The sequence below is a fragment of the Cohnella sp. 56 genome (assembly GCF_037963805.1).
GTDB lineage: Bacteria > Bacillota > Bacilli > Paenibacillales > Paenibacillaceae > Cohnella.
Window position 1 is genome coordinate 13,590 of record NZ_JAZDQE010000013.1, and the last position, 25,054, is coordinate 38,643.

Sequence of the window (25,054 nt, forward strand, 5' to 3'; positions counted from 1 at the left end):
GCCGTGACGGAAAGGACAAGATGGTATGGATCACGCTGCGCCGCGCACCGATCCCCGCATTGTTCGCACGCGGAGGCTGCTGCGGGACGCCTTCGTCGAATTGCTGGAGGAGCTGGACGTCGAGAAAATTTCGGTGAATCGCCTTGCCGAGCGCGCCACGATCAACCGCGTGACGTTCTATTTGCATTACCGCGACATACCCGACATGATGGAGAAAATGGCGGACGATATGATTGAGGATATCCGTGCGATCCTGCAATCGCCGGCATCCCGGCAGCTGTCGGTCCAGGAATCGGAGTGGCCGCTCATGGTGAACCTGCTGCAGCATATCGCCGAGCATTGCCGATTCTACAAGGTCATACTCGCCACGCGGCGGACGCCGATATTCACAGAGCGGTTCCTGCGGCTGCTGACGGATATGGTCGTGGAGCGAATCGAGCGCCCGGAGGGGGAGGCCGCGCTCGCCGCCACGGGCGTCCAGCGGGACATCGCCGTCTGGTACGGCTCCTCGGCCCTGATCGGCACGATCATCTCCTGGCTGCGCCACGACATGCCGTACACGCCCGTATATATGGCCAAGCAGTTCATGCTGCTGCGGCGCCATCACGAGAAGAAGTCCTGACGGCGCCGCTCAGTAGACGTACCCTGCGCTGCCGCCGATAGCTGAATACGACGCATACCGGCTCCTCGGACGGGTCATGCTAACGATTGATGCGACGCAATAACGATCATTCGTTAACACAACAAAGGGGGAGTCAGCCTCATGTGGTACAAGGCTGCGGCAGCTGCGCTCGTATTGACGGCGTCGGTGACGATGGCGGGCTGCTCGAGCAAGCAGGGAGACGTCGGCAATTCCAACATCAGGTCCCAGAGCCTGAACGACCGCTTCGCCGACGACGGCAGGAACGAGATGAACCGGCTTCACGGCACACAGCGGATGAACAACAATGTCGTCGGCCTCCACGGCAACAGCCATCTGGAGATGGATCAAAAGATCGCCGATCGGCTGGCCGCCAGATCCGATATCCATGCGGCCTATGTCGTCCGTTCCGACCGCAATGCCTATGTCGCCGTTCAGACCGAAGGCGCCGGCGACGACAAGCTGACGGACCAACTGAAGGGCGAGATCGCCGATGTCGTCAAGGCGCAATCTCCCGCCACCGATCATGTATACGTCTCTTCGAATCCGGAATGGGGCGATCGTATGCGGGGGTACGCTGAGCAGGTCCGCCAAGGACATCCGATTCAGGGCTTGCTGACCGAGTTTAATGCAGTCGTCAACCGGATCTTCCCGACCGCCGAGGACGGCAATCGCGCAGCGGGCACCGGCAACGGGCTGACGGCAACCGGCATCGACGGACAAGGGCATGGCGCGATGCACGGTCATGCGGCTACGGGCAAGCCGCGCATGTCCGCCAGCGCCCACGACAGCCATTCATCCGCTTCAAATCACCCGCTGACAACCAACCGCTCCCATCCCGCGCAGAACAGCCGCTAAGCTGTTCAGCATGCCCCGCCGGCGCTTGCCGGGCGGGGCGTTTTTGGGTGCGCCGACCCGGCATTTTCTTTGATGCGCCCAAATTCCCCGTTCACCGCACCAGCCAGCGGCACCCCTCATATGATAAAGCGACTGTACCCTTCACCCTGCAAGCATCTGAATCCCGGGCAAGGAGGGGTGACATACGTTGAGAAGCAGCGACCACAAGAACAAATTCCTTCTTACCAATCGGGAGCGCGAAGTCTTCGAACTGCTCGTGCAGGACAAGACGACCCGAGACATTGCCCAGCAGCTGTTCATAAGCGAGAAGACCGTTAGAAATCACATTTCTAACGTCATGCAGAAGTTGAACGTCAAGGGTCGTTCGCAAGCGGTCGTAGAGCTGATTAAGCTCGGGGAATTGAAAATCTGATCCGGGGAATCCGGACGCGGGCCGGCCTTCTTTTTCATCGCTCGATGAGCGGGGGAAAGAAGGCTTTTGGTGTGCGCCGAATGAGGTGTGCCAATCATGCAAAAAGCCAGCGGCATGCGCCGCTGGCTTCTATGAAGCTTGCTGCAATCAATCGGAATAAAGCGTGCCGTTGAAGTTCTCGGGACCGACACGAACCGTCCCAAGCACGCCGACGGATACGAATACAGTGTAGGTCAACTGTGGCGTGATCGGCGGGTTGAAGTCCGCTGCCGAGAAGGTGAGCACGGCAGGAGCCAGGATGCTGAGCTCCAGCGTCTCGGTTGCAGAGTAGACGAGCGGATCGGTAGGTTCAGTGCCTCTGACGATCGAGATCGTCGTACCGACGAGAACCGCCAGCGGGATCTGAAGGGAGATCGTACCCGTCAATTGAACGCGCGGGTTGGCGCCGACGCCCTCTGTGATGAGACCGATCTGACCGAACAGCTGCGGCGTGTCCAGGACCGTTATCGGCACCGCGATGGAGTTGGCATAGCTGGCGTTCTGCGATGTCCTTGCATCGATTAAAAATGCCATTTTCAAGCACCCCCTTTCGAACCGGCATAGGACAGCTTATGAATGGCGCGCCGGACATGTATAGACAAAGTAACTGGAAAAATCGCACAAAAATAGAACCGGGATTCGGACTGTTTCCGCCATGATCACCGCAAGGGTCCATACGTTCTGACAAACGCCGCATACGATGGAGTAATGGTCAATTCGCGAAGACGAGCATAGGAGGCCGGATCAGCATGAGGCTTCTATTCGCCTATTATTTGCCGAGCGGCGGCATGGAGACTTTGAATCGGCTGAGATCCGAGGCGCTGCGGCGCATCGGCGTCGATTGCCATCTTCTTTATTTCTGGCAGGGAGAAGGGGCCAAGAACAATACGTCCGGCATCCCGACCTTCATCACGAACAATGACGAAGAGATTCGCGGCCTGCTGCTCGCCGGCGCTTACGATGCCATTATCGTATCCAACGATGTCCAGACGCTCGAACGATTCCGCAGACTCGGCTTCGTCAAGCCGCTCATTTACGAGTCGCAGGGGCTTGGCACGAGTGCCCAGGCCAAGGAAACGCTGCTCAGAGCCGCTCCCTGTCTGCGCAGCTTCGCCAACGCGATTGTGTATCCGCGGACGTCTCATCTTTATGAGCTGTTCAGCGGCATGTACAGCGATATCGCCCAGTTTTCCTTTGACAACCTGCTTGATGTCGAACGCTTCGGCTATCATCCGGTGCCGATTCATCCGCACCCGATCATCGGCTGGATCGGCCGCATCGAGCCCAACAAAAACTGGCGGGCATACCTGCAGATCGGCGCCGAATTGGTGAGGCGCAGACATGACGTGCATCTGTGGATGTTCGAGGACCCTACGCTTAACCATCCGGACGAGGAGGCGGCCTTCGGCAGGGAAGTCGCGCGGCTCGGACTCGGGCCGCGCATCGTCCGCAAGTTCAATGTCCCGAATCTGGTCATGTCCGATTATTTGTCCATTATCGGAGACTCGGGAGGCTTCCTCGCTTCGACCTCGATTACCGAAGGGTTCGGCTATGCGGTCGGGGAGGCGATGCTGTGCCGCTGTCCGGTCGTCGCCGCGGATTCGGACGGCGTGCGGGCGTTTATCGAACACAGCCTCACAGGCTTGCTGTATCCGCAGCAAGGGCTGGTCGTCGCGGCCGATCTCGGCGAAGCGCTGCTCAAGGACGGCGGCTTCAGAGAGCGAATCCGGACGGTCGGCAGACACTACGTGCTCGAGCGGTTCGCGCCGGCGCGTTATGTCGCCAATATGATGCATATGTTGCAGGCGCTCGGCATTCGCTGAGCGCTTGTGCGTGTTCGCTTTTAAAGCGTTTACGCGGCGTGACCGGATGCCAAAACGCAGTGAAATCGCTTTAAAGGGATAGAATTGGCCGCAAACATTCTATTAAAGCCGCGTAACGCTCGAATACTGCCAGCCAACCGTGTATGCACCGCTTTTTCTCGGCGTGACGAGGTTTACATATGAGACATAATGCTCGACAATGAGTAAGTTATCAACTGGTGAACACGCGTTAAGCTTGTTAGATGAGGAGTGGGCAAAGGTGAGTACTGCCACCGTCCCGAAGCCGGATGCGCCTTCGTACGGACTTGAGCATTTATTCGAAAATGAAGCTTTGACGGATCGGCGTCCCGCGCGGATTTTGTATCTTCTATATAAAGACCATTGGATCAAGCTGTTTTGGTCGGCCTTCTTTTTCCTGATCAAGCATTCCCCGGTCTATGTGCTGCCGATCGTCACCGCGAACCTGATCAACATGGCGACCAAGCCGGAAAAGTACAGCACGAGCACGCTCTGGTGGAATATCGCGATCTTGTTCGTCGTCATCGTGCAGAATATACCGACCCAGGTGCTGCATATCAGCTATATGAGCAAGGCGATCCGTTATGTCGAAGCCAGCCTGCGCAGCACGCTCGTCCGCAAGCTGCAGCGGCTGTCGATGTCCGCGCATGGAGAGCTCGCCGCAGGCCGGCTGCAATCCAAGGTGCTGCGCGACGTCGAGGCGATCGAATTTCTGTCCCGCCAGATGATGCTGTCCGTGCTGCCGGCGATCATCAGCGTCGTCGTCGCCATCTTCATCACGGCGGGCAAGAGCTGGACCGTCATGCTGTTTTTCCTGCTGACGATACCTGCGGGCGTCGCGATGGTCACTTTTTTTCGCAAAAAAATACAGCGCACGAACAAGGACTTCCGCAAGCAGATCGAATCGATGTCCGGTCAAGTATCCGAGATGGTCGGCATGATGCCGGTCACCCGCGCGCACGGGCTGCAGGAGACGGAGATCAGCAAGATCGACAGCACCTTGAGCAAGCTTCGCTCCAAAGGATACCGGCTCGATATCGTGGAGGCTTACTTCGGCTCGGCCGCCTGGGTCACATTCCAGACATTCCAGGTGTTATGCCTCGCATTTACCGTGCTGCTCGCCTTCCGCGGGGAGATTCCGGTCGGCGATATCGTGCTCTATCAATCGTACTTCGCGATGATTCTCGGCGCGATCACGCAGCTGATCAACATATATCCGAACATCGCCAAAGGCTTCGAGTCGATCTACTCGGTGACGGAAATCCTGCTCTCGCAGGATACGGAGGAGTACCAGGGCAAGCGCAAGCTGGACGATATTCGCGGCGAATTCGAATTCCGCGACGTGAGCTTCGGCTATCCGAACTCGGACCGCCATGTGCTGAGCGGCTTCGACCTGCGGGTCAGGGCGGGCGAGTGCATCGCCCTTGTCGGTGCGTCGGGCGCGGGCAAGTCGACCGTGCTCAATCTGGCGATCGGCTTCAGCAGGCCGACTTCAGGCCAGGTCGCGATCGACGGCATCCCGATGGATGAACTGGATATGACGGCCTACCGGTCGCAGATCGCCGTCGTGCATCAGAGCACGGTGCTGTTCTCGGGGACGATTCGCGAGAATATCACCTACGGCCTGCCCTCGGTGAGCGAGGAGCGGCTGGCGGAGGTCATACGCATGACCTACCTCGAGGATGTCGTCCGTCAGCTGCCGCAGGGGCTCGACACGGCGGTCGGCGAACACGGCGGCAAGCTGTCCGGCGGCCAGCGGCAGCGGATCGCCATCGCGCGGGCGCTCGTCCGCGATCCGAGGATCATCCTGCTCGACGAGGCGACGTCCGCGCTCGACAACGAGTCCGAATACTTCGTGCAGCAGGCGATGCACAAGCTGGTCCAGAACCGCACGACATTCATCGTGGCTCACAGGCTGTCGACGATCCGCGATGCCGACCGCATCGTCGTCATGAAGCGCGGCCAGGTCGCCGAGATCGGTACCTACGACGAGCTCATGGCCAAGGGCGGCGAGTTCTACCAGCTGAAGCAGCTCCAGGCGTGAGCCGGTGCGAGGACTGATGTACGAGCCGCACCCCAAGACAGGAACCGCACAGATTTGTGCGGTTCTGCCGATTTAGCGGCGTGCCGGCGCGAGTATCTGTGCCTGTGAGCGTGGGAATCACGCCTCCCGTTGCATCCGCGCGCCCCCGCCGTCTCGTCTCTGCCCGAGAGGACTCTCAGTCGCCAGCGCTCCGCACCAGCTCCCAAGGACCGAGACGCGGGGAGGAAATCGCCGCATTTCGTCGAAAGTATTCCGTCGATCGAAAGCATTCCGTCAAAAGCTGTGCCGGAATGATCGCTGCAATCGGAAAAGGGAGGCGGTCGCTTCATGAGCCCTAATCGCATGTCGCTAAATCCACGGTCGATGCTGGCGCTGCTGCGCAATCCATCGGCCGCGCTCGCGCTTCGCGGCGCACAGGATCTGCCGCTCGGCCTGCTGGGAGCCGCGGCGTCCGTCCTCGGCTTCTACATCTGGGTGCTGGCAGCCCAGAACCGGATCGAGCACGCATTGTCGTTTTTCTCCAAGCTCTTCGTAGTCAGCTTGTTCAGCGGGAGTCTGGCATTCAAGCTGCTCCTGCTCGCGCTGCTGTCGCTCATCGGCTTGACGGCAGCCTTGTCCGCCGTCGGCAATCGCTTGGGGGCGCGCAAGCGATCGTGGATCGAGATCGTCACCTGCCAAGGCGGTTCCCAGCTGATGTTCGGCGCGGGATATCTCGTATCGGCTGCCGTGGCATTTCTGTCCGTCAAGCTGTCGTTCGCCCTGACCGGCGGCCTGCTGATCCTTAGCCTGCTGCTGCTGGCGGTTCAGGCGCTCGAGCTGCATGAGGTGGAGCGGGGGCGTTATTTTGTTTACATCGCGTTGTCCGTTGTCCTGTACGTCATCCTCTTCTCTGCATTCTGGGTGCTGCTGTTCTGACAGCCGGTGCCGGGAAGCACCCGCTACCGGTCATCGCAAAGGCAACAAAAAAGCCGCTCAGGGCATCTGTGCGGCTCTTAGCGGCAGGCGGATATGGAACACGGTTCCCGAGTGCTCGTCCGATCGGACCGTCAGCGTGCCGTTGTAGTAGGCCACCCGTTCCTGAACGATCGGCAGCCCGAGACCGCGGTCTTTTCCTTGTTTGGTCGTATAGCCCGGCTCAAATAGACGTGCCTGCGTCACTTCGTCGATCGGCGGACCCGGGTTGGACACCATCAGCTCGAGATAGCCGTCGCCGGAACAGAAGGCCGCGCGCACATGGCGCTCGCCGGCCGGCAGCTTCATCACCTCGTCGAACGCGTTGTCGATCAGATTGCCCGCAATTTTGACGATATCGATGACTTTGACGGGAGACTCCGAATTCCAGGAGCCTGAGAATTCGCTGGAAAATTCGATGCCTCGACTCAATGCGGCCGCAGTCTTGGTCTTCAGAAGCGCCGCCACTGCGGGAACTTCATGCTGCACGACGTCGCCTACCTCATGCGTCTCCCGCACCACCTCCGCCATATAAGCCTTCAGCTCGGCGTGCTTGCCCAGCTGCAGCATTGTATACATGACCTGAATATGGTTAAGGTAGTCGTGACGCTGCCCCCGAATCAGCGTGAACATGCTGCTGATCTGCTCGATATAATGCTCCTGCGTGGCGAGTACCGCTTGCCGGCGCGTACGGTCGATGAGCCGTACGACGAAGTACAGTGTCGGCACCGTCATCAGGACCGTTCCGAAAAAGATATAGTCAAACACTTTGTATCGTTCGTATTCGCCTTGAAGCAAACGAGCTGTCAGCACGGTGGAGCCCGCCATAAGCTGGATCAGAAGGCATACCAGCACCTCGACCAGCCCGTTGCTGCGGATAAATCCGCCGGCTTGTCGCAGGCTGTCGAACCAGCGCGCGGATCGGGATTCGACGGCAGCCGACACAAGCCACAGGATCAGCAGCGTCGGATACAAAGCGGAGACATAGGCGGCTGCATTATCCAGTATATGTTCCCGGCTGCCGCTGCCATGCATCCACGCGTACAGCTTCAGCATCGAGAGATCGCTTACGGTGCCGACGACGTACGACAACAGCAAGGCAAGCAGCCTTTTTTTCAGCGTGATATCCTTGAAGAGCAAGAGCAGCAGCACAGTCGTGATGGCGATGGAATTCAATATGTGGACGGGTGCTGGCAGAATTCGGATGAGCAGGTCCGTATATACGGAGTTGACGACGGCCAGGACGCCGATGCGCTTCCAGCGGCGGGACGGCCTTAGTCCGAGCAGCGCGAAGGTGAGCCAAGTAATCGTCAAGCTCTGCGGGATGGAGAACAACAGATCAAGCTTGATGAACGATATCCAATCTTGCATGTACGGCGGCGCTCCTTCTGAATCTCTCGACTCGGCTGTGACGGCTGTGCTACATTGATGGAAATGAAGGACGTACATCTCATACTTTAACTTGTTTTTCTTAATTTGCCCACAGCGTTTTAGAGCGGGTCCACGAAATGAGGCGTAACAATGTCGGTTATGGACAAGGGCGGGGAAGAGCTGACAAAGCACGAGCAGCTGCTCAATTATATACGGGATCTGCCGATCGGCACGCGCATCTCCGTCAGACAGATGGCGAAGGACCGCGACGTGTCCGAAGGGACGGCCTACCGCGCGCTCAAGGAAGCCGGGCTGGCCGGCTATGTCAGCACCAAGGAGCGGATCGGTACGGTTCGGGTAGGCAGGAAGCGGCGCAGCCATCCGGAGCAGCTGACGTTCGCCGAGGTGCTGGAGATCGTGCAGGGGAGCCTGCTCGGCGGCGGAGAGGGGCTCGACAAGACGCTGCACAAGCTCGTCATCGGGGCGATGGAGCTCGACGAGATGACCGGCTATATCGACGCCGGCAGCCTGCTCATCGTCGGCAACCGCGAAGGCGCGCACCGCATCGCGCTCGCGCATGGCGCGGGCGTGCTCGTCACCGGCGGCTTCGGCACGAGCGAGGACGTCAAGGAGCTGGCGGACGAGCGCGAGCTGCCGATCCTGACGTGCAAGCACGACACGTTCACGGTGGCGTCGATGATCAACCGCGCGATGTACGACCGGCTCATCAAGCGCAAGATCATGATGATCGCGGATCTCGTCGAGCCTGCGGCCAAGGTCGGCGCGCTGAAGCAATCCGCGACCGCCGCCGACTTCGTGCGGACGAGCGAGGAGACGGGCTATACGAGATTCCCTGTTGTGGACGAATGGAATCGCGTCGTCGGCATGATTACGTCCAAGGACGTCGTCGGCTGTTCGCCGGACCAGTCGGTGGACAAGCTCATGACGCGCAGGCCGATGACCGTCACGATGAACACGCCGATCGCGTCGGCCGCGCACCGGATGGTATCCGAAGGCATCGAGCTGCTGCCCGTCGTGGACCGCCAGCGCAAGCTCGCCGGCGTCGTCAGCCGGGCGGAGCTGCTGCGGGCCATGCAGTTCGCCAATCGGCCCGAGCAGCTCGGCGAGACGTTCGACGCGCTCGTCTGGGCCGGCTTCGCCGAGGTGCGGGAGGCGGACGGACGGCTGTCGTTCACCGGACTGGTCACGCCCCAGATGTCCGGCGCGCTCGGCACGCTGTCCGAGGGCGTGCTGACGATGCTCATGCAGCAGGCCGCCGCCAGGACGGCGGCGGAGCTGGGCAGGCACGAGCATATCGTGGAGAATATGACGGTCTATTATTTGCATACGATCCCGATCGACGCCCAGCTCACGATCCGGACGCATCTGATCGAGGCGAGCCGCCGTCATCTGAAGCTCGAGGTCGCGGCCGTTCTGCAGGACGGAGAAGCGATGGCCAAGGCGATGCTCACCGCGCAGACGATCGACGCTTCATGAAGAAGGCATGGTTGCGGAGTCCCGCGAACAGGTTGAAAATGCCGAGCACGAGAAACACGGAGCCGACGATGACCCGGAGCGTCGAGCCGCTGTAGATGAACATCTGGAGCAGCGCGAGGGCGATCAGCATCAGGCCGAGGCAGATGTTCATGCGCGCGGCGAGCAAGCCCCGCTGCGTCGGATCGGCGCTGCGCCGGGAGCGGAAGCTGAAGTTGACGGACAGAACCAGCGTGGCGAGAATCGCAATGCCGAAGATCCAGGACAGGATCGCTTCGAGATTAGACAAGTGGGGCAGCTCCTTTGGAGGCGAATTGTCCCTCATTGTACCATATTCCCTACGTCGATTGAATGCCGCGCGGGGGGCCGGCCCGCGCTCATCTTCGGAGCAGCGGCGCCGCTTCCGCCCATATCGTCAGCCGCCCGTCCGCCGCCAGCATCGTCCGGATATGGACGGTGTAATCCTTCTTCTCGATATCCGGATAGACGGCGCCGTCCAGCAGACTGCGGGCGAGCGCCGCGTCCGAGCCGATCTCGTATATTTTTCTCCCCAGGAAGCTTCGCTTCAGACTCCTCAGCAGCTTCTCCTTGAGCGCGCTCTCCGTGACGGCGTCGAGCGGTTCCTGGCCGGGCGCTTCATTGACATAGAGCACGATGCTCGAGATGACCGTCTCGCCCGCGTCCGGCTTCTCGCGCTGCCGCGCCTGCTGCTCGGCCAGCTCCGCCTGCTCCTTGAGCTCGTAGTTGTTCAGCACGATCCGGTTCGTCTGATCGAGGACGATCGCGCTGTATATGGCAGCGCCGACGATGATCCCGCACAGGAAAAAGGCCGCCGCCTGCATGCCTCGTCCGTACTTGGCGAACATAGGGACCCGCATGTCCTCACCCCGGACTTCTGCACATCCACTGCACGAGCTCGCAGGCGAGATGCGCCCCGAGAAACGCGCAGACGATGTAGCCGATCTGCTGGACGGCGGGCGACAGATACCCTTCGAGCACGTTGGCCTCGATGACGCGGATCGGGTCGATCGATCCGCCCACGGCTACAACGACCGCCCAGATCTTGATTCTGCCTGCGATCTCGAGCACCGTCTCCGCCGGCGGGCGCCACAGGAACAGCGCGGCCATGCCGGCCAGCATCGCGCCCCCGAGCACCACGCCGAAGGCAATGAAGAAGTCGAGTATCGCATGCGCATAGACGCGGTTCATGTCCATCCCTCCCATTGTTTATATGTATGGGACGCGCCCGCGCCGTTATGATACAATTCGATTAATGGGAACAAAAACGGGAACAAGGGGAGGACACGGCAATGTGCGGATTCGTCCATCTTCATAACCATAGCGAGTACAGCCTGCTGGACGGGGCCTCGCGCATCAAGGACATGACCGCGCGGGCGGCAGAGCTCGGCATGAAGGCGCTGGCCCTGACCGACCACGGCGTCATGTACGGCGCGATCCCCTTCTACAAGGCTTGCCGGGAAAAAGGGATCAAGCCGATCATCGGGATGGAGGCGTACGTGGCGTCCGGTTCGCGGCTCGAGAAGGCCTCGCGCAAGGACCAGCCGATCTATCATCTGACCCTGCTCGCCAAAAACGCGGCGGGCTACCGCAACCTGATGAAGCTCAGCACGATCGGCCATCTGGAGGGCTTTCATTATCGCCCGCGCATCGACTTCGAGGCGCTGTCCCGGCATGCGGAGGGGCTGATCTGCCTGAGCGGCTGCATGAGCAGCGAGCTGTCCCAGCATCTGCTGCACGGCCGCGACGCCGAGGCGCGGGAGACGGCGGTCCGCTACCGACAGCTGTTCGGCGAAGACTACTTCCTCGAGATTCAGGACCACGGCCTGTCCGATCAGAAGCGAATCACGGCCGGCGTGCTCCGGCTCGCCGAGGAGCTCGGCATTCCTCTCGCGGCCACCAACGATTCGCACTACGTGGCGGAGGAGGACCATGTGCTGCAGGACGTGCTCATCTGCATCGGCACGGGCAAGACCGTGGACGATCAGGACCGGTTCAGGATCGGCACCTCCCAGCTGTATCTGAAAAGCGAGGAGGAAATGGCGTCGCTGTTCCGCCACCGGCCGGAAGCGGTGACGAATACGGCGCTCATCGCCGACCGGTGCGAGCTGGAGCTTGAGCTGGGCGCGCATATTTTGCCGCGCTTCTCGCCGATTCCCGAGGGGCTGACCGCGCAGACGTATCTGGCCGAGCTGTGCCTGGCGGGGCTGCAGGAGAGATACGGCCGGACGGGGGCGGAGGCTGCGGACAGTCCGGCCGGCGGGGATTCCGCCGCGGCCGGCGCAGACGTCCGCGGCTCGCGCATGGCCGAGGCCGAGCCGCGCCTCCGCTACGAGCTGGACGTCATCGCGCGGATGGGCTTCAGCGACTACTTTCTGATCGTGTGGGACTTCATCCGCTTCGCGCGCGAGCACGGCATCGCCGTAGGACCGGGCCGCGGCTCCTCGGCCGGCAGCATCGTCGCCTACAGTCTGCGCATCACCGACGTCGATCCGCTCGCGCACAAGCTGCTGTTCGAGCGCTTCCTCAATCCCGAGCGCGTCAGCATGCCCGATATCGACGTCGACTTCAGCGACGAGCGCCGCGACGAGGTTATCCGTTACGTGGCGGACAAGTACGGCAGCGGCCACGTCGCGCAGATCATCACGTTCGGCACGCTGGCGGCCCGGGCCGCCGTGCGCGATGTCGGGCGCGTCCTGAACCTGCCCTACGGCGATGTGGACCGCGCCGCCAAGCTGATCCCCGGCATGCCCGGCATGTCCATCGCCCGCGCCGCGAAGGACAATCCGGACTTCCGTGCGCTCATGGACAAGGGCGGCCCGATCTCGGAGCTGATCGCCATGGCGCGCAGAGCCGAGGGCATGCCCCGGCATGCGTCCACCCATGCGGCGGGCGTCGTCATCTCCTCCGAGCCGCTCACCGACTACGTGCCGCTCCAGGAAGGCACGGACGGTGTGCCGCTGACGCAGTACTCGATGGAGCATCTCGAGGCCGTCGGCCTGCTCAAGATGGACTTCCTGGGCTTGCGCTACCTGTCCATCATCGAGCGCGCGATGCGGAGCGTCCGGGAGTCGACCGGCAAGGCGCTGCGCTGGGAGGAGATTCCGTACGACGATCCCGCCACCTACGCGCTGCTCGGACGCGGCGACACGACGGGCGTGTTCCAGATGGAATCTACGGGCATCCGGCGCGTGCTGCGGGACATGAAGCCCAGGACGTTCGAAGACATCATCTCCGTCGTGGCGCTGTACCGGCCGGGTCCGATGGAGTTCATCCCGCAGTTCATCAAGACGATGCACGGCGAGATCGCGGCCGAATATCCGCATCCGGACCTGGAGCCGATCCTGCGGGATACGCACGGCATCATCGTCTATCAGGAGCAGATCATGCAGATCGCTTCGCGGATGGCGGGGTTCTCGCTCGGAGAGGCGGATTTGCTGCGCCGCGCCGTCGGCAAAAAGAAACGCGAGATTCTCGACGAGCAGCGCGCGCATTTCGTGAAGGGAAGCCTGGGCCAAGGGTATACGGAGGAGGAAGCGAACCGCGTCTACGATATGATTTTGCGCTTCGCGGACTACGGCTTTCCGCGCGCGCATGCGGCCGCATACGGCGTACTCGCCTTTCAGACGGCCTATCTCAAGGCGCATTATCCCGTGCCGTTCATGGCGTCGATGCTCACCTCGATCATCGGCAACCAGCGCAAGACGGCCGAATATGTCGACGAATGCCGCCGCATGGGCATTCCCGTCCTCCCGCCGGACGTCAACGAGAGCGGCGTGCTGTTCACGCCGGTCCGGTCGGGAGCCGCCGGCCCGGCAGCGGCAGCGGGCGCGGCAGCCGCGGGGACGGCCCCGGCAGCGGGCGCTGCGGAGCCGGCGTTCAACGCCATCCGGTTCGGGCTCGCCGCCGTCAAGAACGTCGGCACGCAGGCGATCGAGAGCATCCTGAAGGAGCGGACGGAGCGTCCGTTCGACAGTCTGTCCGATCTGTGCAGGCGCGTGGACCCGCGGACCTGCAACAAGCGCGTGCTCGAGTCGCTGCTGCTGTGCGGCGCGCTCGATACGCTGCCGGGGCACCGCGCGCAGCTGCTCGCCGCCCTGGACGAATCCGTCGAGGCGGCCGCCGTCTGGCGCAAGGAAAAGGAGGAGCTGCAGCTCGAGCTGTTCGACCTCGGCGATGCGCCGAACTGGGAGGTCGATCTGCCCGACGTGGCCCGGCACACCCCTACCCAGACGCTGGAGCTCGAGCGCGAGCTGCTCGGCCTGTATTTGTCGGGGCATCCGCTCGATGCCTTCGACGGCGCCTGGGAGGAGGCGAGGCTGGATCGGCTCGCCGATCTCGCGGAGGCGGAGGACGGCTCCCAGGTCGTGACGGCCGGCATGGTCGTCTCGGTCAAGCCGATCATCGCCAAGAGCGGACAGGCGATGGCTTTCCTGGAGCTGGAGGACCGGATCATGGGCGCCGAGCTGGTCGTATTCCCTTCCGTCTGGAAGACGGCGTCCGCATTCGCGGGCAAGGGGGCGCTCGTGCTCGTGCGGGCCAAGCTCCAGCTTGGGGACGAGGACTTCAAGCTGCTGGCCGACGAGATCGTGCCGCTGGCGGCGGATACGCTGCAGCGGGAGGCCGCCCGTATGCGGCGCGGCGGATCGGGCGGCTACCGCGGCGGCCAGGGGCGCGCCGCAGAGGCGGGACGGGGCGTCCGCCCGTCCGCCCCGCCGCCTGCCGCGGCATCGCCCGAGGGCGCGAAGCGGGCGACGTCCGTCGTGCGTTCCCCGGCGAGCCAGCAGCGGCGGCCAGGCGCAGCAGGCCCGGGAGAAGGTGCTCCGAGATTGTACGTGCGGATCGACGAAGCGCACGAGTCTACCGGCGTGCTGAAGGATCTGCAGACGATCCTCGCGGCATATCCGGGTCCGCTGACGACCGTGCTGTACTATGAGCGCGAGCGCAAGACGCTCGCCTTGAACGAAGCCTATCGCATCGCGCCCGCGCCCGCGCTGACGGCGGCGATCGAGCGGCTGCTCGGCAGCGGCAGCGCGCGGATCAAGTAGCATGCAGGCGCCCGGCGCTTCGGCGTCCGCATGCGAACCGGACACTGCCGCGCGCCGCTATGGGTGAAGCGGCAGCTCGACGTTAGGTTGCTAGTCCCGAGCCTTGTATGCTATCATTTCTTTATTGTTATCGCAGAATCGAATGCCTATGGAGGTACCGCGTCATGTGGACGGTCATTTATATTGCGCCGACCGCCAAGATTGCGGAGCGAATTCAGAAGCGGCTGGAGGGCGAGGGCTTCCTCGTTCGGATCCGGGCGATCAATCTGACCAAGCCGCAATACGAGATATTGGTGCCTTCCGGTGAAGTGCAGGAAGTTCAAGAAGTGCTCGGCAGTATATTGCATATGTGACTCATGCGGCAGATTGCCGTCCTTCGCGGGTCGGATCGTCCTATGCATGTCGCGCCTGATAGTTGCGGATTTCGTCCGTGCGGGCCGTATAACTCCATTTCGGGAGCTGTTGCCGGAGGAGAGCCGCCCGCTGCCGGCGGGACCGCCATTTTTGCGCCTTGTGAGGTGTCGCTGTGTTTAAGGATTTATTCCAGAAGAAGAAATATGCAACCGTACCATCCGTCTCCCAGACCCCCGCGGCCGGAGAACGGCCCAAACGCGAGATTCCCGAAGGACTGATGAACCGCTGTCCCAAGTGCGGCAACATTCAGTTCAGCAAGGAATGGGAGAAAAACCTGAAGGTGTGCTCCACCTGCGGGCATCATTCGCGTCTCAACGCCCTGGAGCGCATCGCGATGACGCTCGACGACGGGCGTTTTTTTGAGACCGACGCCGACCTCACCTCCGAGGACCCGCTGGAGTTCCCGGGCTACAAGGCCAAGCTCGAGCAGCAGAAGGCAAACTCGGGACTCAAGGATGCCGTCGTGACCGGCGAAGGCGAGATTGGTGGCTTCCCCGTTGTCGTCGGCGTCATGAGCTTCGACTTTTTCAGCGGCAGCATGGGCTCCGTAGTCGGGGAAAAGGTGACGCGCGCGATCGAGCTGGCCGCCGCGAAGAAGTTGCCGCTCCTGATCTTCTCCACGTCGGGCGGCGCCCGGATGCAGGAGGGCATTCTGAGCCTCATGCAGATGGCGAAGACGAGCGCCGCGCTCGCGAAGTTCCAGGAGGACGGCGGCCTGTTCATCTCCGTCTTCACCGATCCGACGCTCGGCGGCGTGTCCGCGAGCTTCGCGAGCCTCGGCGACTACATCCTGGCAGAGCCCGGTGCGATCGTCGGCTTTGCGGGGCGCATCGTCATCGAGCAGACGATCCGGCAGAAGCTGCCTGACAACTTCCAGACGGCGGAGTTCAATCTCAAGCACGGCCAGCTCGACAAGGTCGTGCACCGCAAGGATATGAAGGCTTTCCTGACCAAGCTGCTGGACATGCATAGCGTAGGAGGTCCTGCAGATGGAAAATAAGCTGCCCTTCGAAGGTCCGCTCTCCGAGCAGCGCCGCAAGATCGATCATCTGAAAAAAGTCGGCGAGGAGCAAAAGATCGACTTTAGCGAAGAGATCGCGCGTCTTGAGGAAGCCTACAAAAAGCTCGAAGACGAGATTTACAGCAATCTGTCCGGCGCCCAGATCATGCATCTGGCCCGCGTGCATTCCAGGCCGACCACGCTCGATTACATCAACGAGATTTTCGAAGACTTCGTCGAGCTGCACGGCGACCGGCTGTACGGGGACGATCTGGCGATCGTCGGCGGCATCGCCAAGCTGAACGGCGTGCCGGTGACGGTACTCGGCCACCAACGGGGTAAAGACACGAAGGACAACATTCAGCGGTTTTTCGGTTCTCCGCATCCCGAGGGCTTCCGCAAGGCGCTGCGTTTCATGCAGCAGGCGAACAAGTTCGGCCGTCCGATCGTCACCTTCATCGACACGAAGGGCGCCTACCCTGGCGATTCGGCCGAGGCGAGAGGTCAATCCGACGCGATCGCCCGCAATCTCAAGGAGATGGCGATGCTCCGGGTACCCGTTATCTGCGTCGTTGTCGGAGAGGGCGGCAGCGGAGGCGCGCTGGCGATCGGCGTCGGCAACCGCGTCCTCATGCTTGAGAACGCGATCTACTCCGTCATCTCGCCCAACGGCGCGGCTTCGATCCTCTGGAAGGACGCCTCGAAGGCGGACCAAGCGGCCGAGGCGATGAAGATCACGGCCAAGGACCTGAAGTCGTTCGGCATCATCGAGGAGATCATCCCGGAGCCCAAGGGCGGCGCTCATATGGACCCGTCCTGGCAGGCCGAAGCCGTCAAGACGGCGATCTGGCGCCATCTGGAGGATCTGTCCGCGATGTCGCCAGAGGCGCTGATCGAAGACCGTTACCGCAAGTTCCGCAGCGTAGGCAAGTTCGCCGCGCCCGAGCTAGTATGAGGCAAGGCTGTGCGCCCTTCCGGTCTACCGGACGGGCGTTCGGCATGAATTTTAACCTGGGCATTTACGAGACAGGCGTCTGAACCGCTGTCCCGGCGGGCACAACTGGTGATATACGGTTCGAAGGCGTCTGCCCGACACCAATGGAGGTCACATTAATCATGCGCAAAACAAAAATCGTCTGTACGATCGGTCCATCCAGCGAGTCGCTGGAAAACACCAAAAAACTGATCAACGCCGGCATGAACGTCGCCCGTCTGAATTTTTCCCACGGCGATTATGAAGAGCACGGCAACCGCATCAAAAATATCCGTCAGGCGTGCGAGGAGCTCGGCAAGACGGTCGCCATCCTGCTGGATACGAAGGGCCCCGAGATTCGTCTCGGCAAGCTGAAGGAAGAGCCGATCGAGCTGGTGGCAGGCGATTCGATCACCCTCACGACCGAGGAGATTCTCGGCGACCGCGACCGGATTCCGGTCACCTACAAGGACCTGCCGGGCGACGTGCATGTCGGCTCCACCATCCTGATCGACGACGGTCTGATCGGTCTGACCGTCACGGCGATCGACGGCACCGAGATCAAGTGCCAGATCGTCAACAGCGGTCCGATCAAGAGCAAGAAGGGTGTCAACGTACCCGGCGTCGCGATCTCCATGCCGGGCATCACGGAGAAGGACGCGAGCGACATCCGCTTCGGTATCGAGCAGGGCGTAGACTTCATCGCCGCCTCGTTCGTCCGCCGCGCCAGCGACGTGCTGGAGATCCGCGAGCTGCTCGAGAAGCACGACGCGCGTTATATCCAGATCATCTCCAAGATTGAGAACCAGCAGGGCGTGGACAACCTCGACGAGATCCTCGAAGTGTCCGACGGCCTGATGGTCGCGCGCGGCGATCTCGGCGTCGAGATTCCGGCCGAAGAAGTCCCGCTCGTGCAAAAGCAAATGATCGAGAAGTGCAACCGCGTCGGCAAGCCGGTCATCACGGCGACGCAGATGCTTGACTCGATGCAGCGCAACCCGCGCCCGACGCGCGCCGAAGCGTCCGACGTCGCGAACGCGATCTTCGACGGCACCGACGCGATCATGCTGTCCGGCGAGACGGCCGCAGGCAAGTACCCGGTCGAATCGGTGCAGACGATGTCCCGCATCGCCGAGCGCGCCGAGTCCGCGCTGCGCTACCGCGAGATTTTCACCAAGCAGGCCGAGGCGCAGCAGACGACCGTGACCGAGGCGATCAGCCAGGCCGTCGCCAACTCCTCGCTCGACCTGAACGCCAAGGCGATCGTCACCTCGACGGAGAGCGGCTATACGGCGCGCATGGTGTCCAAGTATCGTCCGAAGTCCCCGATCATCGCCGTGACGCCGGTCGATCAGGTTCGCCGCCGCCTGCAGCTGGTCTGGGGCGTCGTCACCGTGGACGGCAAGTCCGCCTCTACGATCGATGAGATGGTCGACATCGCCGTTCAAGGCGCGATCCGCTCCGGCATCGTGCGGCTTGGCGACACGGTCGTCATCACGGCCGGCGTGCCTGTCGGCCGCTCCGGCACGACGAACCTGATCAAGATCCACAACATCGGCGAGCTGATCGCCAAGGGACAGGGCATCGGCTCGCAGAGCGCGACTGGCCGCGTCGTCGTCGCGACTTCCCCGGAGGAAGCGACGCGCAAGATGACCGAGGGCGCGATCCTCGTCACGCCTGCGACCGACAGAGAGTATATGCCGGCGATCCAGCAGGCTGCGGCCGTCATCACCGAGACGGGCGGCATCACGTCGCATACGGCGGTTGTGGGCCTCAACCTCGGCATTCCCGTCATTATCGGCGTGGACAATGCGACGCAGCTCCTGCATGACGGCATGGAGATTACGTTGTACGCCGAGCACGGCGTCATCTACACGGGACAAGCCAAAGTGCTGTAATTTTTTCCAAACGGCGGGACGCAAGCAGGAGAACTCTCCGCTTCGTCCCGTTTTTTTGATTAAGAGGGGGAACTGCAGAATGGCAAGCGCGTGGATGCTGCACCCGCTCAGGGTACGCTATCAGGAATGCGACCAGATGGGGGTCGTCTACCATGCGAATTATGTGAATTGGTTCGAGATCGGGAGGACCGAATGGATCCGAAGGTCGGGCTACGACTACCGGGACATCGAGGCCAGAGGCTTGCTGCTGCCGCTCATCAAGCTCGATATCGCCTTCGCGCAGCCAGCGAGATACGACGAATGGGTCACTGTCTGTACGCGGGTGGCGGAGAAGACGGCGCTGCGGGTCAGCTTCGAGTCGCGCGTATACAAGGGCGATCTGACCGGCGGACATGGCAGTGCTGGCGGCGCCGAGCCGGAGGGCGAGCTGCTCGTATCGGGTACTACGCAGCATGTGTGGGTGAACCGAAGCTGGAAGCCGATTCGCATGGACCGGGAAGCGCCAGATATATGGACCGCCTTGCAAACACTTTGCGACCAGGCTTGACGGGGCAGAGTTGTGGCCGTTTGAACGGTATCCCCTTTGGACAGGAGGAGGTTTTTCGCGCCGTTTGAACGGTATCCCCTTCGGACAGGAGGAGGTTTTTCGCGCCGTTTGAACGGTATCCCCTTCGGACAGGGGGAGGATTTTCGCGCCGTTTGAACGGTATCCCCTTCGGACAGGAGGAGGTTTTTCGCGCCGTTTGAACGGTATCCCCTTTGGACAGGAGAAGGCTTTTCGCGCCGTTTGAACGATATCCCCTTCGGACAGGAGGAGATTGGCGGGAGAAAGACATAACGGCGCAGTGGAGAAGCTGCTGCTGTTCCGGCGGTGCGTCCCTTAAGCGCTATCTTCCTGACTAAAGGGGATACCGTTCAAAAGGGATAAAACGGCATCTGTTCCGCAGCAGCGTGAGTCCGGGGGCAGGATCGCCGGCGCTTCATTTCTTGCCGCAACGAGCATATGCGGTTGCCCGTATCAGTAGCATGAAGGAGGAGTTTATGATGGTCAAACGCTTCATGTGGGCCGCTCTCGCCGCAGTCCTGGCCGAGGCGGTCGGTATCTATATGATGAGCCGCTGGATCGGCGGATGGCCGACCTTCCTGCTGCTGCTCGCTGGCGCCGCGGCCGGTAGTCTGTTAATGCGGTCCGAGGGTCGCAAAGTATGGGGAGAAGCGAAGCGGCAGCTGGAGTCGGGGCAGATGCCCGGCCATGCGCTATTGGACGGGGTATGCGTCCTTGCCGGCGGCGTGCTGCTGATCGTACCCGGCTTTTTGTCGGATGTGATCGGTCTGGCGCTGCTGTTCCCGTGGACGCGTCCGATATTCCGGCTCGGACTGTACGGCTGGCTCGCTCGGAAGGCGCAATCCGGATCTCTTCGGATTGGGGGCGGCAGATTCGGAAGGTTTTGATTAATGAAGGTCCGATTTGACATTCCCTTCACATTGCCTTGATGCTGCGATAACGTTTCTTTGACATAGTGGACTTATTACTGTCGAATAATAGCGTGCTGTGCGACGGATCTGGAGAAGGGGAGAGCGAGACGAATGCACGGAGCCCAACAATACATCAACAGGGATCTGAGCTGGATGGAGTTCAACCGCCGTGTGCTGGAGGAGGCCGAGGATGCCGGCACGCCGCTGCTCGAACGGCTGCAATTTCTCTCGATTGTAGCGAGCAATCTGGACGAGTTCATGAGCGTGCGCGTCGCGGGGCTGCGCGAACAGCTCAAGGCCGGCTTCAACAAAGTGGACTTCACAGGCTACACTCAGAGCGGGCTGCTCAAGCGGCTGTCAAAACGAATCTCGCGCATGGTCAGACAGCAGTACAAAACGTACAGAGAACTGCTGCGCCTGCTTTCCAAGGAAAATGTATCGCTGGCATCGTGGGACGAGCTCGGCGCCGAGCAGCAGGAAGCGATGGCGGCTTATTTTCAGGAGATCGTATACCCGGTGTTGACCCCGATGGCTGTCGACACGAGCAGGCCGTTCCCGCTGCTGCACAACAAGGAGCTGTATCTGGCGGTCGTGCTCAGGGCAGAGAATGCAGGCGATCCCGTTCAGGAGAGCGGGATTTATTTTGCGATCGTACAGGTGCCCTCCATTTTGTCGCGGACGCTGGAGGTCGGGCGCCGCAAGGGCAGCCGCAAAAGCTCGTATTTGCTCCTCGAGGAGCTGATTCGAGTGCAGATCGGACAGCTTTTCAGCGGATATGCGACCGAATCGGTGCATGCTTTTCGCGTGACTCGCAACTCGGATCTGGCGCTGAACGAGGAGGGCGCAGAGGATCTGATCAAGGAGATGGAGAAGGAGCTGCGGCGCCGCAGAAGGGGGTTTCCCGTGCGGCTGGAGATCGAGAAGGGCATGTCGGTCCATGCCAGAGAGCTGCTCAAGGAGGAGCTGGACATCGGCGACGAAGAGATCTTCGAGATCGAAGGACCGCTCGACCTGACGTTTCTATCCAAGTTCGCAGCATCTCTGCACAATATGGAGCATCTCCGCTATCCGCCGATCGAGCCCGTATACCCCGCCGCCTTTGACGTCGAAGACAATATTCTTAATGTTCTCCGCGAGCGGGGAGACGCGCTCGTATACCACCCGTACGAATCGTTCGAGGTCGTCAACGATTTTATCAGCGAAGCGGCCGAGGACCCGGACGTCCTCGCAATCAAGATGACGCTGTACCGGGTCAGCGTCAACTCGGTGCTCGTCCAGGCGCTGGCGAGAGCGGCCGAATCTGGCAAGCAGGTGACGGTCGTGGTCGAGATCAAGGCCAGGTTCGACGAGGCGCGCAACATCGCCTGGGCCAAGCAGCTCGAGCGCGCAGGCTGTCACGTCGTCTACGGGCTGGTCGGCTTGAAGACGCATGCGAAGATCACGCTTGTCGTGCGGCGGGAGGCGGGCGCGCTGCGCCGCTACGTGCACGTAGGGACGGGCAATTATAATGAGAATACGGCCAAGCTGTACACCGATGCCGGTCTCTTCACCTGTCATCCCTGGATCGGCGCGGATGCCTCCGCCCTGTTCAACGAGATGACCGGCTATTCCTCGCCGCATGATTGGCGGGCGTTCGCGGTCGCGCCTGCGGGACTCAGGCCCAGATTGTACGAGCTCATCGACCGGGAGATTGCGCTCGCGAAGGGAGGCAAGCCGGCTCGGATCGTCGCGAAAATCAACTCGTTGTCCAGCCAGCCGATGGTCGACAAGCTGTACGAGGCGTCGCAAGCGGGCGTCAAGGTGGATCTGATCGTGCGCGGCGTATGCTGTCTGAGGCCGGGCGTGCCGGGACTTAGCGACAACGTCAGCGTCATCAGCGTCGTCGACAGATTTTTGGAGCATGCGCGCATCCTCTACGTATCTGCGGGCGGGGAGGACGAGGTGTACATTTCGAGCGCGGACTGGATGTCCCGCAATCTCAGCCGCAGAGTGGAGCTGCTGTGCCCCGTGTACGATCGCGGCCTCCGGCTCGCGCTGCAGAATATGCTGGAGCTGAACTTGAAGGACAATGTCAAGGCCAGAAGGCTGCTGCCGTCCGGCGGCTATGTCCGTGTCGAGAACGAGCTTGCTCCGCTTCGCAGCCAATTCGCTTCCTGCGATATCGCGCTGTGGAAAACGATCGCAGACGCGCAAGATTTCACATGAATATTTAATTCGCCTAATCTGCCATTAACATTCTCCGCTTAACATACATATAGCGGGATGCAATGGAGAGGAGGGACGATATGATCGTATTCGACATTATCGTCGGCGGCGAAGTCAAGGAGACGCTGCGGCCGAACACGTCAAGGCTCAAGGAAATTCACGACTTCATCAACGCGCAGATGCGGCTGATGCGCAGCAAGTACGGCTATGAAGTCAGGGTCATGCGCAGAATTTTATATTAATAAAAAAAGGAAGCCGATGGCGTCCTTTTTTTATGTGCGAATATGATGCGGCTTTACACGAGATGCAGGACGGGAGACAGTCCCCAGCATTTCTTGAATTCCTTGGCCAGCGTCTGGACCTCCGTCGTCTCGACGGGCAGCGCATGGCTGGCAGCCGCGTCGAGCAGCAGGCGGCCGTGATGGGCCACCGACACTTCGAGCGAGGTGATCGCCTGGGATTCGCTGCGGTCGAGCGCGGCCGCGAGCTGCAGCAGCATGCCCAGCCTGGCGGCAAGCTCCTCGTCGCCGGCCAGGAGCAGCGAGCGGTAGCCTGCGAGGGCGCGCCTCAGCGCATTCGCGTTGCGGTAGGAGGCGACCGCCGCCGTCAGCAGCGTCTCGCGATGGGTCATGCCGTTCCAGTGCGCATGCATCAGCATATAGAACGTGTGCTGGGCGCAGTCGTTGTAATCGATGACGGCGCCGATCCGGAACAGCCTGGCGGCCGCGCTCAGCACCCGCCGGGATTCTGCCGGCAGCTCGAGGCCGGGAGCGAGCTGGTCGTACAGCGCCAGCGAGAGCCTGTTCACCTGGTCGAGATGGCTGTCCGGCGCGCCGGGATAGAGGGCGCGCAGGTTGCGGATGCTCTCCTCGGCGACTGCGTCTTCGCCGTCCATCGGCAGCTCGGGCAGGCAGGTGTCGAAGAACAAGCCGTCCCTAAGGCCCGCGCCGCTGACGATGATGCGCGAGGAGCCGCATATGCGCATCAGCGCCTGCAGGATGACGAGTCCAGGGACGATCACGTCCGCCCTGTCCTTGGACAGGCCGGGCAGCTTGCGGCGCTTGTCCACCGTCAGCGGCGACAGCAGCTCGATCGCCGACGTCAGTCTGTCGGCGGGAATCTCGTAGCCGTGCAGACTTGCATAAGGGTACTCGTCCAGCCGCTGCCGCAGCTTGCCGAGCGCGCGCACGGTACCGCCCAAGCCTATGACCGGCAGCCCCGGATAGTCCGCTATCCAGTCCAGCGCCGCCAGCTTGCCTTGAATGTCCTTCTCCATCGCCTCGAGCGTCGCTTGGGCGACGGGGGACTCTCCGAGCCCAAACCGCGCGGACGTATTGACGCAGCCGATAGGCAATGAGGCGGATGCGATCGTCCGGCGATCTCTCAGCAGCGTGATCTCCGTACTGCCGCCGCCGATGTCGACGACGAATCCGTCCTTGACGTTCATCGTGCGGAGCATTGCGAGGCTGCCAAGGCGAGCTTCCTCCTCCCCGGGCAGCAGTTCGATGCGCAGTCCCGTCTCCTCGTACAGCGCCGCGAGTACTTGATCCCGGTTGACGGCCTGGCGGAGGGCGGCCGTCGCCACCGCGCGGATGCGGTCCGTGCCGTGAATGCGGCAGATGCGCTTGTAATGGCGCAGCACCTCGCCCAGCTCGGCGACGACATCTGCGGGCAGCCGCCCGTCCGCTGTCAGCCGCTGGCTGAGTCTGGCGGGCCAACGCCCCTGATCGATGACGCGGTACGCGCCGGCCTCGGTCACCCGGTAGATGGAGAGACGAACCGTATTGGAGCCGATATCGATCATGCCCGTCGTTTGTGCTGCAAATGACATAGAATCCTCCTCTGGCGGCACGCGATCCCGCGCCCGTCCGCTCTGAAGCTTTATCGCTATTCTATCATCATGTCCCGGTGTGCAAAAGCGCTTCGTATCCGAGGGCCGGCGATCGGCATAAATTCGCGGTCCGCGTGGACACAATACGTCTAACATCAGCCAGCTCAGGGAGGACCATATGGGCAAATCAACCTACTACGTATCGGTGCAGGCCAGAACGATCAACACGAATCGAGGCGACGCTTCCTACGAATTCGAGATCGAGGCGGGCGAAGAGGAGCTTGTGCAGCTGCAGGAATTGTTCGACGCGATGGACGAATTCGATCAAGCCGGATATTGGCGGGCGCATCAGCCTTTTTTGGAATATCACAACGATCCGGAAAACGACGGCTACGATTATTATCTGAAGGAAATCTATCGTCGGCTCAGCGATTGGGGGACGGAGGACACGAAGCGGCATATTGCGACGATGAACGTCGAATCCATGTGAAAATCGGGTGCGGACCGGCGGCCGATGCATGTCGCTTGCCGGCCCGTTACA

The 25,054-nt window shown here is 61.5% G+C and carries 23 protein-coding genes; 17 read left to right on the forward strand and 6 right to left on the reverse strand.

Annotation, left to right across the window (positions count from 1 at the left end; translation table 11 throughout):
- The first annotated feature begins 25 nt into the window (after positions 1–25).
- The 3 genes from VQ071_RS20770 to VQ071_RS20780 all read left to right on the forward strand — a co-directional run bounded on the left by VQ071_RS20770 (position 26) and on the right by VQ071_RS20780 (position 1,910).
- Positions 26–622: a TetR/AcrR family transcriptional regulator gene (locus VQ071_RS20770; protein ID WP_340516140.1), complete on the forward strand. Its 597-nt coding sequence runs from the start codon at positions 26–28 to the stop codon at positions 620–622.
- A gap of 141 nt (positions 623–763) precedes the next feature.
- On the forward strand, positions 764–1,498 hold the full coding sequence (locus VQ071_RS20775) for a YhcN/YlaJ family sporulation lipoprotein (protein ID WP_340516142.1): 735 nt from the start codon (positions 764–766) through the stop codon (positions 1,496–1,498).
- A gap of 187 nt (positions 1,499–1,685) precedes the next feature.
- Positions 1,686–1,910, forward strand: a complete 225-nt coding sequence (locus VQ071_RS20780; protein WP_271750335.1) for a helix-turn-helix domain-containing protein — start codon at positions 1,686–1,688, stop codon at positions 1,908–1,910.
- Positions 1,911–2,057: 147 nt separating this feature from the next.
- On the opposite strand, the gene VQ071_RS20785 is transcribed toward VQ071_RS20780, so the two are convergent.
- Complete coding sequence (locus tag VQ071_RS20785) at positions 2,058–2,483, reverse strand: hypothetical protein (protein WP_340516143.1); 426 nt, start codon at positions 2,481–2,483, stop codon at positions 2,058–2,060.
- A 215-nt stretch (positions 2,484–2,698) separates the two neighbouring features.
- Here VQ071_RS20785 and VQ071_RS20790 point away from each other — a divergent pair, with 215 nt between their 5' ends.
- The 3 genes from VQ071_RS20790 (at position 2,699) to VQ071_RS20800 (ending at position 6,749) form a co-directional block, all read left to right on the forward strand.
- Positions 2,699–3,772 carry a glycosyltransferase family 4 protein gene (locus tag VQ071_RS20790; RefSeq protein ID WP_340516145.1) on the forward strand — a complete coding sequence of 358 codons (1,074 nt, stop codon included), beginning with the start codon at positions 2,699–2,701 and terminating at the stop codon, positions 3,770–3,772.
- Between the two features lie 259 nt (positions 3,773–4,031).
- Positions 4,032–5,834 (forward strand): ABC transporter ATP-binding protein, encoded by a 1,803-nt coding sequence (locus tag VQ071_RS20795; protein WP_340516146.1) that lies wholly within the window; start codon positions 4,032–4,034, stop codon positions 5,832–5,834.
- A gap of 327 nt (positions 5,835–6,161) precedes the next feature.
- Positions 6,162–6,749, forward strand: coding sequence for a hypothetical protein (locus VQ071_RS20800; RefSeq protein WP_340516148.1), 588 nt, complete (start codon positions 6,162–6,164; stop codon positions 6,747–6,749).
- Between the two features lie 57 nt (positions 6,750–6,806).
- On the opposite strand, the gene VQ071_RS20805 is transcribed toward VQ071_RS20800, so the two are convergent.
- Positions 6,807–8,156, reverse strand: a complete 1,350-nt coding sequence (locus tag VQ071_RS20805) for a sensor histidine kinase (RefSeq protein ID WP_340516149.1) — start codon at positions 8,154–8,156, stop codon at positions 6,807–6,809.
- A 159-nt stretch (positions 8,157–8,315) separates the two neighbouring features.
- Between VQ071_RS20805 and VQ071_RS20810 the strand changes: the two genes are divergently transcribed.
- Positions 8,316–9,653: a DRTGG domain-containing protein gene (locus tag VQ071_RS20810; protein WP_445293326.1), complete on the forward strand. Its 1,338-nt coding sequence runs from the start codon at positions 8,316–8,318 to the stop codon at positions 9,651–9,653.
- Here the strand turns inward: VQ071_RS20810 and VQ071_RS20815 are convergent.
- The 3 genes from VQ071_RS20815 to VQ071_RS20825 all read right to left on the reverse strand — a co-directional run bounded on the left by VQ071_RS20815 (position 9,625) and on the right by VQ071_RS20825 (position 10,859).
- Complete coding sequence (locus VQ071_RS20815) at positions 9,625–9,939, reverse strand: YtpI family protein (protein WP_340516152.1); 315 nt, start codon at positions 9,937–9,939, stop codon at positions 9,625–9,627. The genes VQ071_RS20810 and VQ071_RS20815 overlap by 29 nt on opposite strands.
- Positions 9,940–10,027: 88 nt before the next feature.
- Positions 10,028–10,528 carry a hypothetical protein gene (locus tag VQ071_RS20820; protein WP_340516153.1) on the reverse strand — a complete coding sequence of 167 codons (501 nt, stop codon included), beginning with the start codon at positions 10,526–10,528 and terminating at the stop codon, positions 10,028–10,030.
- A 4-nt stretch (positions 10,529–10,532) separates the two neighbouring features.
- Positions 10,533–10,859 carry a YtrH family sporulation protein gene (locus tag VQ071_RS20825; RefSeq protein WP_340516154.1) on the reverse strand — a complete coding sequence of 109 codons (327 nt, stop codon included), beginning with the start codon at positions 10,857–10,859 and terminating at the stop codon, positions 10,533–10,535.
- 101 nt (positions 10,860–10,960) lie between these two features.
- On the opposite strand from VQ071_RS20825, the gene VQ071_RS20830 reads away from it, so the two are divergent.
- The 9 genes from VQ071_RS20830 to VQ071_RS20870 all read left to right on the forward strand — a co-directional run bounded on the left by VQ071_RS20830 (position 10,961) and on the right by VQ071_RS20870 (position 22,924).
- Positions 10,961–14,716 (forward strand): DNA polymerase III subunit alpha, encoded by a 3,756-nt coding sequence (locus tag VQ071_RS20830; RefSeq protein WP_340516155.1) that lies wholly within the window; start codon positions 10,961–10,963, stop codon positions 14,714–14,716.
- 164 nt (positions 14,717–14,880) lie between these two features.
- Entirely contained in the window at positions 14,881–15,069 is a 189-nt protein-coding gene (locus VQ071_RS20835) for a glutamate decarboxylase (protein WP_340516156.1), read from the forward strand.
- Positions 15,070–15,242: 173 nt separating this feature from the next.
- Positions 15,243–16,130 carry an acetyl-CoA carboxylase, carboxyltransferase subunit beta gene (gene accD, locus VQ071_RS20840; protein WP_340516157.1) on the forward strand — a complete coding sequence of 296 codons (888 nt, stop codon included), beginning with the start codon at positions 15,243–15,245 and terminating at the stop codon, positions 16,128–16,130.
- A complete protein-coding gene (locus tag VQ071_RS20845) occupies positions 16,120–17,085 on the forward strand; it encodes an acetyl-CoA carboxylase carboxyltransferase subunit alpha (RefSeq protein WP_340516159.1) in 966 nt (321 codons plus the stop codon). The genes accD and VQ071_RS20845 overlap by 11 nt, the downstream gene beginning before the upstream one ends.
- Positions 17,086–17,246: 161 nt before the next feature.
- Positions 17,247–19,001, forward strand: a complete 1,755-nt coding sequence (pyk, locus tag VQ071_RS20850; RefSeq protein WP_340516160.1) for a pyruvate kinase — start codon at positions 17,247–17,249, stop codon at positions 18,999–19,001.
- Positions 19,002–19,080: 79 nt separating this feature from the next.
- Positions 19,081–19,548: an acyl-CoA thioesterase gene (locus VQ071_RS20855; protein ID WP_340516161.1), complete on the forward strand. Its 468-nt coding sequence runs from the start codon at positions 19,081–19,083 to the stop codon at positions 19,546–19,548.
- 497 nt (positions 19,549–20,045) lie between these two features.
- Entirely contained in the window at positions 20,046–20,453 is a 408-nt protein-coding gene (locus tag VQ071_RS20860) for an FxsA family protein (RefSeq protein WP_340516162.1), read from the forward strand.
- Positions 20,454–20,588: 135 nt separating this feature from the next.
- Positions 20,589–22,682 (forward strand): polyphosphate kinase 1, encoded by a 2,094-nt coding sequence (gene ppk1, locus VQ071_RS20865; protein WP_340516163.1) that lies wholly within the window; start codon positions 20,589–20,591, stop codon positions 22,680–22,682.
- A gap of 80 nt (positions 22,683–22,762) precedes the next feature.
- Complete coding sequence (locus VQ071_RS20870) at positions 22,763–22,924, forward strand: mechanosensitive ion channel protein MscL (protein WP_340516164.1); 162 nt, start codon at positions 22,763–22,765, stop codon at positions 22,922–22,924.
- Positions 22,925–22,977: 53 nt separating this feature from the next.
- Here the strand turns inward: VQ071_RS20870 and VQ071_RS20875 are convergent, their stop codons facing one another.
- Entirely contained in the window at positions 22,978–24,513 is a 1,536-nt protein-coding gene (locus VQ071_RS20875; protein ID WP_340516165.1) for a Ppx/GppA phosphatase family protein, read from the reverse strand.
- 178 nt (positions 24,514–24,691) lie between these two features.
- Between VQ071_RS20875 and VQ071_RS20880 the strand changes: the two genes are divergently transcribed.
- Complete coding sequence (locus tag VQ071_RS20880) at positions 24,692–25,003, forward strand: hypothetical protein (RefSeq protein ID WP_340516167.1); 312 nt, start codon at positions 24,692–24,694, stop codon at positions 25,001–25,003.
- Positions 25,004–25,054 lie beyond the last annotated feature (51 nt).

Bases quoted from the DNA above. Each gene is read 5' to 3' on its own strand.
- VQ071_RS20770 (WP_340516140.1), top strand. From the start codon at position 26: ATGGATCACGCTGCGCCGCGCACCGATCCCCGCATTGTTCGCACGCGG.
- VQ071_RS20775 (WP_340516142.1), top strand. From the start codon at position 764: ATGTGGTACAAGGCTGCGGCAGCTGCGCTCGTATTGACGGCGTCGGTG.
- VQ071_RS20785 (WP_340516143.1), bottom strand. From the start codon at position 2,483: ATGGCATTTTTAATCGATGCAAGGACATCGCAGAACGCCAGCTATGCC.
- VQ071_RS20790 (WP_340516145.1), top strand. From the start codon at position 2,699: ATGAGGCTTCTATTCGCCTATTATTTGCCGAGCGGCGGCATGGAGACT.
- VQ071_RS20800 (WP_340516148.1), top strand. From the start codon at position 6,162: ATGAGCCCTAATCGCATGTCGCTAAATCCACGGTCGATGCTGGCGCTG.
- VQ071_RS20805 (WP_340516149.1), bottom strand. From the start codon at position 8,156: ATGCAAGATTGGATATCGTTCATCAAGCTTGATCTGTTGTTCTCCATC.
- VQ071_RS20810 (WP_445293326.1), top strand. From the start codon at position 8,316: ATGGACAAGGGCGGGGAAGAGCTGACAAAGCACGAGCAGCTGCTCAAT.
- VQ071_RS20820 (WP_340516153.1), bottom strand. From the start codon at position 10,528: ATGCGGGTCCCTATGTTCGCCAAGTACGGACGAGGCATGCAGGCGGCG.
- VQ071_RS20825 (WP_340516154.1), bottom strand. From the start codon at position 10,859: ATGAACCGCGTCTATGCGCATGCGATACTCGACTTCTTCATTGCCTTC.
- VQ071_RS20830 (WP_340516155.1), top strand. From the start codon at position 10,961: ATGTGCGGATTCGTCCATCTTCATAACCATAGCGAGTACAGCCTGCTG.
- VQ071_RS20835 (WP_340516156.1), top strand. From the start codon at position 14,881: ATGTGGACGGTCATTTATATTGCGCCGACCGCCAAGATTGCGGAGCGA.
- VQ071_RS20845 (WP_340516159.1), top strand. From the start codon at position 16,120: ATGGAAAATAAGCTGCCCTTCGAAGGTCCGCTCTCCGAGCAGCGCCGC.
- pyk (WP_340516160.1), top strand. From the start codon at position 17,247: ATGCGCAAAACAAAAATCGTCTGTACGATCGGTCCATCCAGCGAGTCG.
- VQ071_RS20855 (WP_340516161.1), top strand. From the start codon at position 19,081: ATGGCAAGCGCGTGGATGCTGCACCCGCTCAGGGTACGCTATCAGGAA.
- VQ071_RS20860 (WP_340516162.1), top strand. From the start codon at position 20,046: ATGGTCAAACGCTTCATGTGGGCCGCTCTCGCCGCAGTCCTGGCCGAG.
- ppk1 (WP_340516163.1), top strand. From the start codon at position 20,589: ATGCACGGAGCCCAACAATACATCAACAGGGATCTGAGCTGGATGGAG.
- VQ071_RS20870 (WP_340516164.1), top strand. From the start codon at position 22,763: ATGATCGTATTCGACATTATCGTCGGCGGCGAAGTCAAGGAGACGCTG.
- VQ071_RS20875 (WP_340516165.1), bottom strand. From the start codon at position 24,513: ATGTCATTTGCAGCACAAACGACGGGCATGATCGATATCGGCTCCAAT.
- VQ071_RS20880 (WP_340516167.1), top strand. From the start codon at position 24,692: ATGGGCAAATCAACCTACTACGTATCGGTGCAGGCCAGAACGATCAAC.